Source organism: Streptomyces fulvoviolaceus (assembly GCF_000718165.1).
In the GTDB taxonomy this organism is placed as follows: Bacteria; Actinomycetota; Actinomycetes; order Streptomycetales; family Streptomycetaceae; genus Streptomyces; species Streptomyces fulvoviolaceus.
In genome coordinates this window covers 1-12,408 of sequence record NZ_JOEY01000111.1, presented here as the reverse complement: position 1 = coordinate 12,408, position 12,408 = coordinate 1, and the positions used below count along the sequence as shown (strand labels likewise).

At 69.9% G+C, this 12,408-nt stretch carries 15 protein-coding genes; 9 read left to right on the top strand and 6 right to left on the bottom strand.

Features of this window, described 5'->3' with window-relative positions; translation table 11 throughout:
• Window positions 1-224: 224 nt before the first annotated feature.
• Both eutC and IG08_RS0152330 read right to left on the bottom strand, forming a co-directional pair.
• Window positions 225-974 carry an ethanolamine ammonia-lyase subunit EutC gene (gene eutC, locus IG08_RS0152335; RefSeq protein ID WP_030621738.1) on the bottom strand — a complete coding sequence of 250 codons (750 nt, stop codon included), beginning with the start codon at window positions 972-974 and terminating at the stop codon, window positions 225-227.
• Window positions 971-2,359: an ethanolamine ammonia-lyase subunit EutB gene (locus IG08_RS0152330; protein WP_030621736.1), complete on the bottom strand. Its 1,389-nt coding sequence runs from the start codon at window positions 2,357-2,359 to the stop codon at window positions 971-973. Before IG08_RS0152330 ends, eutC begins: the two co-directional genes overlap by 4 nt.
• Before the next feature lie 150 nt (window positions 2,360-2,509).
• Here IG08_RS0152330 and IG08_RS0152325 point away from each other — a divergent pair, with 150 nt between their 5' ends.
• A complete protein-coding gene (locus IG08_RS0152325) occupies window positions 2,510-4,018 on the top strand; it encodes an APC family permease (protein ID WP_030621734.1) in 1,509 nt (502 codons plus the stop codon).
• Window positions 4,019-4,021: 3 nt separating this feature from the next.
• On the opposite strand, the gene IG08_RS0152320 is transcribed toward IG08_RS0152325, so the two are convergent.
• Window positions 4,022-4,516, bottom strand: coding sequence for a GbsR/MarR family transcriptional regulator (locus IG08_RS0152320; RefSeq protein WP_030621733.1), 495 nt, complete (start codon window positions 4,514-4,516; stop codon window positions 4,022-4,024).
• Window positions 4,517-4,589: 73 nt separating this feature from the next.
• Between IG08_RS0152320 and IG08_RS0152315 the strand changes: the two genes are divergently transcribed.
• The 4 genes from IG08_RS0152315 to IG08_RS0152300 all read left to right on the top strand — a co-directional run bounded on the left by IG08_RS0152315 (window position 4,590) and on the right by IG08_RS0152300 (window position 8,152).
• Window positions 4,590-5,486, top strand: coding sequence for an ABC transporter ATP-binding protein (locus IG08_RS0152315; protein ID WP_030621731.1), 897 nt, complete (start codon window positions 4,590-4,592; stop codon window positions 5,484-5,486).
• Window positions 5,483-7,129, top strand: coding sequence for an ABC transporter permease (locus tag IG08_RS0152310; RefSeq protein WP_030621728.1), 1,647 nt, complete (start codon window positions 5,483-5,485; stop codon window positions 7,127-7,129). The genes IG08_RS0152315 and IG08_RS0152310 overlap by 4 nt, the downstream gene beginning before the upstream one ends.
• Window positions 7,130-7,189: 60 nt before the next feature.
• Complete coding sequence (locus IG08_RS0152305) at window positions 7,190-7,444, top strand: hypothetical protein (RefSeq protein ID WP_030621726.1); 255 nt, start codon at window positions 7,190-7,192, stop codon at window positions 7,442-7,444.
• Between the two features lie 93 nt (window positions 7,445-7,537).
• Window positions 7,538-8,152 carry a dihydrofolate reductase family protein gene (locus IG08_RS0152300; RefSeq protein ID WP_030621724.1) on the top strand — a complete coding sequence of 205 codons (615 nt, stop codon included), beginning with the start codon at window positions 7,538-7,540 and terminating at the stop codon, window positions 8,150-8,152.
• A 10-nt stretch (window positions 8,153-8,162) separates the two neighbouring features.
• On the opposite strand, the gene IG08_RS0152295 is transcribed toward IG08_RS0152300, so the two are convergent.
• The 3 genes from IG08_RS0152295 to IG08_RS0152285 all read right to left on the bottom strand — a co-directional run bounded on the left by IG08_RS0152295 (window position 8,163) and on the right by IG08_RS0152285 (window position 10,571).
• Entirely contained in the window at window positions 8,163-9,368 is a 1,206-nt protein-coding gene (locus IG08_RS0152295) for a cytochrome P450 (protein WP_030621722.1), read from the bottom strand.
• Between the two features lie 163 nt (window positions 9,369-9,531).
• The gene (locus IG08_RS0152290) at window positions 9,532-9,720 is read right to left on the bottom strand and encodes a DUF397 domain-containing protein (RefSeq protein WP_030621719.1); all 189 of its coding nucleotides are present in this window, start codon (window positions 9,718-9,720) and stop codon (window positions 9,532-9,534) included.
• Window positions 9,720-10,571, bottom strand: coding sequence for a helix-turn-helix domain-containing protein (locus IG08_RS0152285; protein ID WP_030621717.1), 852 nt, complete (start codon window positions 10,569-10,571; stop codon window positions 9,720-9,722). Before IG08_RS0152285 ends, IG08_RS0152290 begins: the two co-directional genes overlap by 1 nt.
• Before the next feature lie 233 nt (window positions 10,572-10,804).
• Here IG08_RS0152285 and IG08_RS0152280 point away from each other — a divergent pair, with 233 nt between their 5' ends.
• The 4 genes from IG08_RS0152280 to IG08_RS0152265 all read left to right on the top strand — a co-directional run.
• Window positions 10,805-11,212 carry an ATP-binding protein gene (locus IG08_RS0152280; protein ID WP_030621715.1) on the top strand — a complete coding sequence of 136 codons (408 nt, stop codon included), beginning with the start codon at window positions 10,805-10,807 and terminating at the stop codon, window positions 11,210-11,212.
• A 101-nt stretch (window positions 11,213-11,313) separates the two neighbouring features.
• Complete coding sequence (locus tag IG08_RS0152275) at window positions 11,314-11,604, top strand: hypothetical protein (RefSeq protein ID WP_043457579.1); 291 nt, start codon at window positions 11,314-11,316, stop codon at window positions 11,602-11,604.
• Window positions 11,601-11,915 (top strand): hypothetical protein, encoded by a 315-nt coding sequence (locus tag IG08_RS0152270; RefSeq protein ID WP_030621710.1) that lies wholly within the window; start codon window positions 11,601-11,603, stop codon window positions 11,913-11,915. The genes IG08_RS0152275 and IG08_RS0152270 overlap by 4 nt, the downstream gene beginning before the upstream one ends.
• 143 nt (window positions 11,916-12,058) lie before the next feature.
• On the top strand, window positions 12,059-12,408 hold a 350-nt coding region (locus IG08_RS0152265; RefSeq protein ID WP_030621739.1), incomplete at its 3' end, for a GNAT family N-acetyltransferase.

Below are 12,408 nucleotides of genomic sequence, written 5' to 3'. Positions count from 1 at the left end.
CCGCCCCTTCCCATTCCCGTCCCTGGGGGCTGCGCCCCCAGACCCCCCTTTTCGGCCCTGAAGGGGCCTCGTCCTCAAACGCCGGACGGGCTGAAAAGATCAAGCCCCAGCCGGGAAAATCCAGCCTCGGCCGGCAAATTCAGCCCCTCCGGCGTTTGAGGAGCGGGGTCTGGGGCGGAGCCCCGGAAGGATGGGACGGGTAGGGGCGGCGGGGGCGAAACCCGCTACGCCAGCGGAGCCACCCCGTCCGACTCGTCCTTCAAGGCCACCCCCGTGACCCCCAGCTCCCGCGCCCGCCCCATCAGCGCCACCAGCTTCGCCGCCGCCCCCTCATACGTCAGGCCCAGCGGCGGGCGGATGTTGCTCAGGCAGTTCCTGTCGGCATCCGTCGTCACCCCCGGCACCGGCCGGTACGTCAGATACGCCCCCAGCGAGTCCGCCGCTGACATACCGGGCCGTTCGCCGACAAGGACGACCACCATCCCGGCCCCCATCGCGGCGGCGATGTCGTCACCCAGGGCCACGCGCGCCTGCTCGGCGAGGACGACAGGGGCGATGCTCCACTCCGGGAGACGCGCCGCGGCCTGCCGTACAACCGCCGCCGCGTGCTCGTGCACCGCCCGACTGGACAGCCCGTCCGCGACGACGAAGACCACGTCCCACTCCCCCACCGGCAGATGCGCGCGGTCGGTGGCGTCCAGCCGACGGCCCAGGTCCGGCCGCTGGAGATACGTCAGCCGGTCGGGGGCCGCGCTACGGACCCGTACCGTCGGCATCCCCGTCAGCCCCGCCGCGACCGCGTCCGGATCGAACGGCGAGTGCACCGCGTCCCGGGCGGCCGCGTGCGCGGCCTGGAGCTCCAGCCGATGCCGGGTGGGCAGCGCGGAGCCGGACCGCCCCAGCCCGATGCGGGCCTGCGTACGCCGCCGCAGCGATGACCACAACTCCCCGTTGTTCAGGGCCACTTGACTCATGCCGCGAGCTCCCTTCCGATGGCCGTCAGCGGATGCCCGCCGGCCACGTCCCTGATCGCCCCCCGCTCGTCCAGCAACCCGATCGAGCCCAGCCACGCCTCGAACTCCGGCGCCGGGCGCAGCCCCAGCACCTCGCGCAGGTACAACGCGTCGTGGTACGAGGCCGATTGGTAGTTGAGCATGATGTCGTCGCCGCCCGGCGTGCAGATCACGAAGGACGCGCCCGCGACGCCGAGCATCGTCAGCATGGTGGCGATGTCGTCGTCGTCCGCGTCGGCGTGGTTGGTGTAGCAGATGTCCAGGCCCATGGGCAGGCCGAGCAGCTTGCCGCAGAAGTGGTCCTCGAGGGCGGCGCGGAGGATCTGACGGCCGTCGTACAGGTACTCCGGGCCGATGAAGCCGACGACGGTGTTCACCAGCAGCGGGTCGTAGCGGCGCGCGACCGCGTACGCCCGCGCCTCGACCGTCTGCTGGTCCACCCCGTGGTGCGCGTCCGCCGACAGGGCGCTGCCCTGGCCGGTCTCGAAGTACATGACGTTGTCGCCGACCGTGCCCCGGCCCAGCCCACGCGCCGCTTCATACGCCTCGTCGAGCAGCCCCAGGGTCACACCGAAGGACGCGTTCGCCGCCTGCGTGCCGGCGATGGACTGGAAGACGAGGTCGACGGGGGCGCCGCGCTCCATCAGGTCGACGCTGGTCGTGACATGGCTCAGTACGCAGGACTGGGTGGGGATCGCGTACCGCTGGATCACCCCGTCGAGCAGCTCCAGCAGGTCCCGTACGGCCTTCGGGCTGTCCGTCGCCGGGTTGATGCCGATGACGGCGTCGCCGGAGCCGAGCAGCAGGCCGTCCAGCAGCGCGGCCGCGACACCCGCCGGGTCGTCCGTCGGATGGTTGGGCTGCAGCCGCGTCGCGATCCGCCCCGGCAGACCGATCGTCGAGCGGAAGGCGGTCACCACCCGCACCTTGCGCGCCACGGCGACCAGATCCGCGTTCCCCATGAGCTTGGACACCGCGGCCACCATCTCCGGCGTCAGCCCGGGGCTCACGGCAGCCAGCGCCACCGCGTCCGCCGCGTCCGACAGCAGCCACTCCCGCAGCTCGCCGACCGTCAGAGAGGCCACCGGCGCGAAGGCCGCCGCATCGTGCGTGTCGAGGATCAGGCGGGTCACGTCGTCGGTCTCGTACGGGATCACCGGCGAGGCGAGGAAGTCCGCGAGCGGCACCTCGGCCAACGCCCAGCGCGCCGCGACCCGCTCCTGGGCGCTCCCGGCGGCGAGGCCGGCCAGCCGGTCGCCGGAGCGCTCGGGGCTCGCGGCGGCGAGCAGACGGGCGAGGGAGTCGAAGCGGTGGCGCTCACCGCCGAGGGTGGACGTGTAGCTCATGGCGGCGACCGTACGAGCCGCGTGTTGCCGCCAGATTTCTAAAGGTCTGGTTGACAAACATTTAACGTCCCGAGAACCTTGCGCGACTCATTGCGCCTACAGAGTTCCGGTTCAGCACACCAGTCGACCGGTAGGAGAGGGGCCAGCCCGATGGCAGTGGACGAGGGAGTCGCCCCAGCGGCGAAGACAGACGAGGGCGGCACGGTTCACCGGCTCAAGCCCAACGCCATCGGCCTGCTCGGCGTGGTCTTCATGGCCATCGCGACCGCCGCGCCGATCACCGCGATGACGGGCAACGTGCCCTTCATGGTGTCCGCCGGCAACGGCATCGGCGCCCCGGCGAGCTACCTCGTCGCAATGGTCGTACTGGCAATCTTTGCCGTCGGCTTCACGTCGATGGCGAAGCACATCACGTCCACCGGCGCCTTCTACGGCTTCATCTCCTACGGCCTCGGCCGCTCGATCGGCCTCGCGTCCGGCCTCCTCGCCACCTTCGCGTACGTCGTGTTCGAACCGGCGCTGATCGGCATCTTCTCGACCTTCGCGACGGAAACCCTCAAGGACCAGACGGGCCTTGACATCCCCTGGTGGGCGTTCGCGATCCTGATGCTCGCCATCAACGCGACCGGCACCTGGTTCGGCGTCTCGGTCGCCGAGAAGCTGCTCGTCGTCCTCCTGGCCACCGAGGTGACGATCCTCGCCGCGATGGCGATCTCGGTCGCCTTCCACGGCGGCGGCCCCGACGGCTTCAGCATCGACCCGGTCAACCCGGTCAACGCCTTCAAGGGCACCAGCGCCGGACTCGGCCTCTTCTTCGCCTTCTGGTCGTGGGTCGGCTTCGAGTCGACGGCGATGTACGGCGAGGAGTCCCGCAACCCGAAGAAGATCATCCCCAAGGCGACGATGATCTCCGTGCTCGGCGTCGGTGTCTTCTACGTCTTCGTCTCCTGGATGGCCATCACGGGCACCGGCGAGTCCGATGCCGTCAAGGTCGCCACCGAGAACCCGCTGAACCTCTTCTTCAACCCCACCGAGCAGTACGTCGGCCACTGGGCGGTCGTCGTCATGCAGTGGCTGATGATCACCGGCTCGCTCGCCTGCGGCATGGCCTTCCACAACTGCGCCGCCCGCTACATGTACGCGCTGGGCCGCGAGGGTGTCCTCCCGTCCCTGAAGAACACCATCGGCCGCACCCACGCCCGGCACGGCTCCCCGCACATCGCGGGTCTGGTCCAGACGGTGATCACCGCCGTGCTGCTGGCAGCGTTCTGGATCGCCGGCAAGGACCCGTACACCGGTACGTACGTCCTGCTCGCCATCCTCGGCACGATGGCCATCCTGGTCGTGCAGGCGGTGTGCTCCTTCGCGGTGCTGTGGTACTTCCGCTCCCACCACCCCGAGAGCAAGCACTGGTTCAGGACCTTCACCGCCCCGCTCCTCGGCGGCATCGCGATGCTCGCGGTGGTCGTGCTCCTGGTGTCCAACATGGGTGTCGCGGCCGGCTCGGAGTCCGGTTCGCTGGTGCTGAAGGCGACGCCGTGGATCGTCGCACTGATCGCGGTCGGCGGCATCGGCTACGCGCAGTACCTGAAGAAGCGCTCTCCCGAGCGGTACCTGCTGATCGGGCGGACGGTGCTGGAGGAGACGAAGGAGCGGTAACTCCTAGTCCCCGAACACCTGTTGGCGGTGCACCCGCCACCGCTCCATCATGGCCGAGACCTCGCCTTCGATGAACTCGAAGAAGGCAAGGGTCTCGGCCATGCGGCGTCCGGCCGGAGTGTTCTCCCCCAGGCTCGTGACACCGTCCCGCAGGGCACCTTCCCACCGCTTGAGGACGGCCTCGCGGTTGGTCAGGGCCTCGTACCACTGGTCGCCGTGCACCACGTAGCGCTCCCGGCGCGAGCCGGGCTCCCGCTCCCGCGAGACCATGTGCGTCTGCGCCAGGTAGCGCACCCCGCCCGACACCGCGGCCGGACTGATCTGCAGCTGTTCGCCCAGCTCGGCGGAGGTCATCGCACCCTCGTCGGAGGAGAGGAGTGCGGCGAAGATCCGGGCGGGCATGCGCTGCATCCCTGCCTCGACGAGCTGCGCCGCGAAGGACTCGACGAACTTCGACACGGCCTCCGCATCCCGCCCGCCACCAGCTGTTTCCGTCATGCGCCCATCCTAACGGCGGTTTTGACGCTTCCTTAACTTCACAAATTTCTGAATGAAGCGTACGTTCTGAAGCATGACGAAGGCAATCACCGTCTCCGGACTGCACAAGTCGTTCGGCAAGACGCACGCCCTGGACGGCCTCGACCTGACCGTCGAGACCGGCGAGGTCCACGGCTTCCTCGGCCCCAACGGCTCCGGCAAGTCCACCACCATCCGCGTCCTGCTCGGCCTGCTGCGCGCCGACTCCGGCGCCGCGCAGGTGCTCGGCCGCGACCCGTGGGCGGACGCGGTCGAGGTGCACCGCCGGATCGCCTACGTCCCCGGCGACGTGACCCTGTGGCGCAACCTCTCCGGCGGCGAGGTCATCGACCTCTACGGCCGACTCCGCGGCGGCCTCGACGCGGCGCGCCGCGCCGACCTGATCGACCGCTTCGAGCTCGACCCCGCCAAGAAGGGCCGCACCTACTCGAAGGGCAACCGCCAGAAGGTCGCCCTGGTCGCCGCCTTCGCCTCCGACGTCGACCTGCTGATCCTGGACGAGCCGACCTCGGGCCTGGACCCGCTGATGGAGGAGGTCTTCCAGCGCTGCGTGGAGGAGGAGCGGGACCGGGGCCGCACGATCCTGCTGTCCTCGCACATCCTGAGCGAGGTCGAGGAACTCTGCGACCGGGTGAGCATCATCCGGCGCGGTCGCACGGTGGAGTCGGGTTCGCTGGCCGACCTGCGCCACCTCACCCGGACCAGCGTGACGGCCGAACTCGCGGGCACGCCCAACGGGTTGGCGCACCTCCCCGGCGTCCACGACCTCGACGTACAGGGGCATCGGGTCAAGCTCCAGGTCGACACGGACAAACTGGACGCCGTCCTACGGCAGTTGAGCGAGTCCGGCGTACGGTCCCTGACCTCGACGCCGCCCACCCTGGAGGAGCTGTTCCTGCGGCACTACCAGGAGGAGGCGGCGGCGCGATGAGCACCCTCGCGGCACCCCAACTCACCGGAACCGGCATCCTGTTGCGCTTCGCGCTGCGCCGGGACCGGCTGATGATCGCCCTCTGGATCGGCGTGAACGCGCTGATGGTCCTTTCGATGCCGAACAGCCTCAAGTCGCTGTACGGCACCCCGGAAGAACGCGCCGACCTGATCCACCAGGTATCCACCAACGCCTCCTTCCGCGCCCTGATCGGCCCGGTCTTCGACACCTCGCTGGGCGCGCTGACGGCCTGGCGCGTCGGCGTCTACGCGGGGTTGCTCGCGGCGGTGATGAGCCTGCTGATCGTCGTACGGCACACCCGGGACGAGGAGGAGAGCGGCCGGCAGGAGCTGGTGGCGTCCGGAATGGTGGGCCGCCGGGCCTCGTTGACGGCGGCGCTGCTGGCGGCGGGGGTCGCCAACACCGTACTGGCGCTGCTGGTGACCGTGGGCCTGGCGGGCCAGGGAGCCGTCGGCGCGCTCGCCCTGGGCCTCGGAGTCGCGGCGGTCGGCATGGTCTTCGCCACGATGGCGGCGATCGTCGCGCAGCTGACGGAGAGCGCACGCCTGGCCCGCGGCCTGACGGCAGCGGTCCTGGGGGCGGCCTTCGTGCTGCGCGCGGCGGGCGACTCGGCGACGGATGGGGGCACCTCCCAGGCGTTTGGCACTGGGGGAGGCAGTTCGGTCCTGACGTGGCTGTCCCCGCTGGGCTGGCTGGAGAACCTGCGCCCGTACGCGGCCGAACGCTGGTGGGTGCTCCTGCTGTTCGCGGCGGCGACGCTGGTCCAGGCCGCCGTGGCCTACGAGTTGGCGGGCCGCCGGGACGTGGGCATGAGCTTCCTGCCCACCCTCCCCCACTGCCTTAAGGGCGTGGGAGGTACCCCCATGGGACCGACGATCGGTCGCCTGGGCAGCGCGGGCGCGCTGGCCTGGCGGCTGCAGCGGGGCAGCGTGTACGGCTGGAGCGTCGCCTTCTTCCTCGTCGGCGTCGTCTACGGCGGCCTGACGGACGGCGTGGCCGACCTGGTCGGCGACAACGAGAAGGCCCGCGAGGTCTTCCAGCGGATGGGCGGCCAGAGCGGGATCACGGACGCGTTCCTGGCCTCGATGGTCGGGATGATGGGCCTGATCGCCGCGCTGTACGTCGTCGGCTCGGTCCTGCGCCTGAACGGCGAGGAGACCTCGGGCCGCGCGGAGCCGGTGCTGGCGCACGCGGTGGGACGCCTGCGCTGGGCCGGTGGTCATCTGGCTGTGGCCTTCGGCGGCTCCGCCCTGATCATGCTCCTGGCCGGCCTCGGCTTCGTCGTCGGCTACGGCGAGGAGGCGGGGCCCATCCTGGGGGCGGCCCTGGTGCAGCTCCCGGCCGTCTGGGTGATCGGCGGACTGGCGGTCGCGCTGTACGGTCTGCTGCCGCGGGCGGCGCCTGCCGCGTGGGGCGTCGCGGGCGCGGTCCTGCTGATCGGCTGGGTGGGTCCGGCCCTGGATGCTCCACAGTCGGTACTGGACCTGTCACCGTTCGGCCATCTGCCGAAGCTGCCGGGCGGGGAGATGAGTTGGGGACCGGTGCTGCTGCTGACCGGGCTCGCGGTGGCGCTGGTCGCCGCGGGGCTGGCCGGTCTGCGTCGGCGTGACCTGACGACGTAACCGTGCCCGGCCCTTCGAGTGCGGAGAACCGCGGGCAGGGCCGGACGCGTCCCTGCGGGCATGGATCAGCAGGACCGACGGAACGCGCTGTCGTGCGGCGGCTGTCTGGTGTCGGCGGTGGGCGCGTTGACAGCTTTGCTCGTCTGGGCCTCCTCGGACCGCACCCGCCGCCACATGGGCGGCGGCTTCGAGGGAGAGGGCACGGACTACGGAGCCGTCCTCACCGAGCTCCCCCTGGTCGCCTTGGCCGGCGCGCTCGTGCCGGCGTTCGCGTGTGTGCTGCTCGTCCGGCTGATGCGGATCTTCCGCCCCTGAGCCGGATGTCGAATGCGCCGGTTCCCGATCGACGCGAGGGTGAAGGAGCACATCCCAGGACTTCCAGGACCTCAGGAGCACCCCATCGTGACCGTGACCGTGACCGCGGATATGGCCATCTCCCTCGACGGCTACGTCGCCGGAACCGACGTCTCCCTCGACAACCCGGGAGGCGACGGCGCCGAGCCGCTCTTCGAGTGGATCCACAACCTGGCGAGCTGGCGAGAGCGCCAGGGCATGACCGGCGGGGAGGAGAACCGCGACTCCGAGCTGATGCGCGAGTGGTTCGACGCCACCGGAGCGGTGGTCATGGGCCGGATGATGTACGACACGGGCGAGGAGTTCTGGGGCGACAATCCGCCGTTCCGGACCCCGGTCTTCGTCCTCACCCACCGCCCCCGGCCGACCCTGGTCAAGGAGGGCGGCACCACCTTCACCTTCGTCACCGACGGCATCCACAGCGCCCTCGACCGGGCGAAGGCCGCCGCCGGGGACAGGAACGTCGACATCGCGGGCGGGGCGAGCACCGTGCAGCAGTACCTCAGGGAGGGGCTGATCGACGAACTGCACCTGCACGTGGTGCCCGCACTCCTCGGAGACGGACTGCGCCTCTTCGACGGCCTGGGCGCCGGGCGGCGGAACCTCGACCCGGTCAGCGTGGTCCACACGCCCCTCGCCACCCACCTGAAGTACCGCTTCCTGAAGTGACCCGCGCCCCCTAGCCCACCTCCACCCGCAACCCCTCCAGCCCCCGGATCACGAAGTTCGGCTTCCTCTCCGGCTCCGCCGCCAGGGCGAGCGTCGGGGCCCTCTCCAGCAACGCCGTCATCGAGGCCGCCAGCTCGATACGGGCCAGGGGCGCCCCGATGCAGTAGTGGATGCCCGCGCTGAAGGAGATGTGGGGGTTGTCCTTGCGGGTCAGGTCCAGCTCGCCCGGGTTCTGGAACACCTCGGGGTCGTGGTTGGCGGAACCGAAGAGCATCGCGATCTCCGCGCCCCTCGGGATCACCGTGCCGTCGATCTCGATGTCATCGAGGACCCAGCGCTCGAAGAGCTGGAGCGGGGTGTCGTAGCGCATCAGCTCTTCGACCGCCGCGGGGACCAGGGAGTGATCCGCGCGGAGGGCCGCCAGCTGGTCCGGGTTGTGGAACAGGGCCGACCATCCGTTGACCGTGGAGTTCACCGTGGCCTCGTGGCCCGCGTTCAGGAGGAGGACGCAGGTGGAGATCATTTCCTGCTCGGTGAGGCGGTCGCCCTCGTCGTGGGCGGCGATCAGGCCCGAGATGAGGTCGTCGCCAGGCTCCTTGCGGCGCTCGGCGATCAGCTGAAGGAGGTACTCCGAGAACTCGACCGACGCGCGCACCGCCCTCGCCGCCACGTCCTCCGGCGGGTTCAGCTCGTACATCCCGCAGATGTCCGCCGACCAGGGCCTGAGCGGCGCACGGTCCGACTCCGGGATGCCCAGCATCTCGGCGATGACGGCGACGGGGAGCGGCTCGGCGACCTCGGTGAGCAGGTCGCCGCCACCCCGCTTCACGAGCCCGTCGACCAGTTCCCCGGCGAGCCCGGTCACATACGGCTTCAGCTGCTCCACCGTGCGCGGGGTGAACGCCTTCGACACCAGGCGCCGGATCCGGGTGTGGTCCGGCGGCTCCAGATCGAGCATCCCGTGGTCGTTGAGGACGTGGAACGGCTCATGCTCCGGCGGCGGCGCCGTACGCCCGAAGTCCTCGTGCGTGAAGCGGTGCTGGTACGTCCGGCCCAGGCGCCGGTCCCTCAGCAGTGCCGAGACGTCCGCGTGGTGCGGGACGAGCCACTGGTCCGTGGGCTCGTAGTAGTGCACGCGGCCCTTGGCACGCAGCTCGGCATAGGCGGGGTACGGGTCGGCGAGGAACGCCGGGTCCCAGGGGTCGAAGGCTGGCATGAACGGACGTTAGACCGTCGGTCCCCCTTCTGACCAGGGGGACTCCCTCCCCTGGGCGGCCTGCTGGGCGGAGTCTCAGGTGAGGCGATCGGAGCGACAGCCTCCCTGTGGATCGGCGCGACCGGCATGACGCTGAGCGGCCTACCGGCCCTCCTGTCACCGCTCAGGGCCGCTTTTCGGGGGTGACCTTGAGATGGTCGATGAGGGCGGTGAAGGCGGGGGTGGGGAAGGAGAGGGTGGCTCGGGTGGGGGTCTTGGAGTCGCGGATGGCTATGCGGGTGGGGTGCTCTGCTATCTCGACGCAGGTGTCGCCATCGCCTCCGCCGGAGTACGTGGACTTGCGCCATTTCATCACAGTTCCTTTGTCAGCCGGTGGACGAAGTCCCGCGACGCGGTGGGGTCCAGCGACGCTGCCTGCATCTTAAGGAACAGCGTTCGAAGCTGGTTGAGCTGAGCTTCCGCATCGATGAATGCGACACCGGTGGGAGAGTCTCGAAGGCCGGTGTCCAGCCGGGGCACCGGACCGCCCGCGTACATCATCGAGATTCCTGCACCCGCGAATCCCTCCCGATCGAACGGGATGACCCGCACCGCGGCGTGCCCCTTGTCGATCTCGTCCAGGATGCGGCGGAGTTGAGACACCGAGGTCCGACGGTCGGCCACATGGATGCGCAGGGCGCACTCATGGATGAGCGTTTCGTACGGGGTCGGGTTGTCGCCCTCAATCACGGCTCGTCGCTTCAGCCGGTGCTCCACCCGAGGGGCCAGTTCGCTCTCGGGCAGACCAGGGTGCACGTACGTATAGACCGCACGGGCGTAGTCGGCGGTCTGCAGCAGCCCTGGCACGTAGGTGATCACAACCTCGCGCAGGGACGTCGCATGATGCTCGGCCTCGGCCGTGTCCTGGAACACCGGTGGCAGCACTCCCCGGTACTCCTCCCACCAGCCAAGCGTCCGGTCCGTCGCCATGGCCACGAGTGCGTCGATCAACGCCTCGTCGGTGCAGGCGTAATAGGCCGCAAGACGGCGGACACGATCGGCACTGATGGCCGCGATGCCCAGTTCCACGTGACTCATCTGGCTCGACGTCGAGTTGAGGAACGCCGCCGCATCGCGAGCCTTCAGACCGGCATCCTCCCGCAGCCTGCGCAGCTCGGTTCCCAAACGCACCTGACGCACCGTCGGATTACTCCTCGGCGGCATGCACCCTCCCGTTCCCAACACCCCTGTCGCGACGCCACGTTCGGGTGTCAGGTTACGCCAGCCGGTTGCGCTGGCACGAATTCATGCCATACCGTCGGTGACGCGACGCACACGCTGCGGAACCCCGGGGTACCGGAAGCGCACCGCCCCGCCCTGCCACGGCGGCTGCGGCAATGCCACCGCCCGACACCCGCAGACCTCCGAAACCCCCACCACTGAACCGGAGTTGCCGCATGCCCGAAACCGAGCCGTGGGAGTACACGGTCTCCATCCCCCACGATCCCCGAGCCGTCACCGTCTGTCGCCGCACCCTGCGCCTGATCCTCACGGTGCACGGCCTGATCCGCCTCACCGACACCGCCGAACTCCTCGCAACGGAGCTGCTCTCCAACGCCGTACTGCACACGAAGGGCCTCGTCATCCTCCGCGTCGGCTGGTCCGCCGGCGCCCTACGGATCGGCGCCTGGGACGCGGACCCCGAACCCCCCGAACCACCACGCCCGGTGGACCAACTCACCAACGCCGAGAACGGCCGCGGCCTCACCCTGGTCCGCGCCTGCGCCGACGTATGGGGCTGGCAACCGCAGTCCAGAAACGGCAACCGCGGCAAGTACGTGTGGTGCGAACTGGCCGCGGCATGAGCCGCCTGTCAAGATCCACCGCTCCTGCTCGCGGAAGCCTCGGCCGGTCGCGGAATCGTCCAGGTACGGTGAAAGCGACACTGCGAAAGGGAGCCGACGCCATGACCACCCAACCGGCGGAGTCCGGCCAGACCCACCTCCCCCCCATGCGCACCATCGGGGAGCTCCGTGCCGCCCTCACCATGGGCTACGGCTTCCCCGGCGACGCTGACGACTTCGAGGCCGAGCTGGCCCGTGAGATCAACCATGCCGACCCCGCGGACCTCTCCGGGGTCGTCCGCCTCGTCGAGGAGTTCCGCGGCCGGGTCGTCGCACGCCAGGATCCCGACTTCGACACGGCCGTCGCCGCGGCCGTCGCCGAAATCCGCATGACTCGGGGAAACGATCAGTGAGTAACGACCAGCAGCCGGCCGTCGCCGAGATCACCCGTGAGGCCCACGCCCGCTGCCTCGCCATCGGCGGCGGGGCGCTCAAGGCCGTCGAGGCCTTGCGAGCCGAACTGGAGAAGAACCCGACACTCGGCCGCCAAGCGCAGAGTGCCGTCGGAGGCATGAAGATCTACACGACACGCCTGGAAGGCACGGACGTCCGCCCCACGCTCACTGTCACCTATGTCTACGACGCCCCACCTCCCGAGCCCGGCCTGATCCGCATCGCTCTCGTGTCCCCCGTACGCTTCGCCGGTGGTGACGCCGACTTCTGAGCACGTGGCCTGGCTGTGCCGTCTCATGAGGCTGGTTACACGAGATCCTCGAACGTATCCGTTCCGGGAGGGTTCTCATCGCTTCGGACGACTAGGCCTTCTCTTTCAGATCACTCTCCCGGGCGTGCGCTAGGTTGCCCGCCATGACCGACCCCAGAGCCCTCGCCTGGCCACCTGCCCCGATCAAGACCGGGCGGCTCGTACTCCGTGAGTCCGAGGCCCGGGACCGCGAGGCGGTCATCGAGCTGAACGCCTCGCCAGAGGTGGGCACCTACCTCGGTGGCCCCCGACCGCGCGCCGAGCTCGAACGCACGGTGCCCGAGGTGCCCGGGCGGCGCCCTGGCTTCTTCGTGGTCGAGCGCGACGGAGCGACGATCGGCACAATCCAGCTCGGCCCGCACGACCCCGAGCGTCCGGGCAACCGCCGGGAGGCCGGGGAGACCGAGCTCGGCTACTTGTTCCTGCCGGAGGCGTGGGGACGCGGGTACGCCAC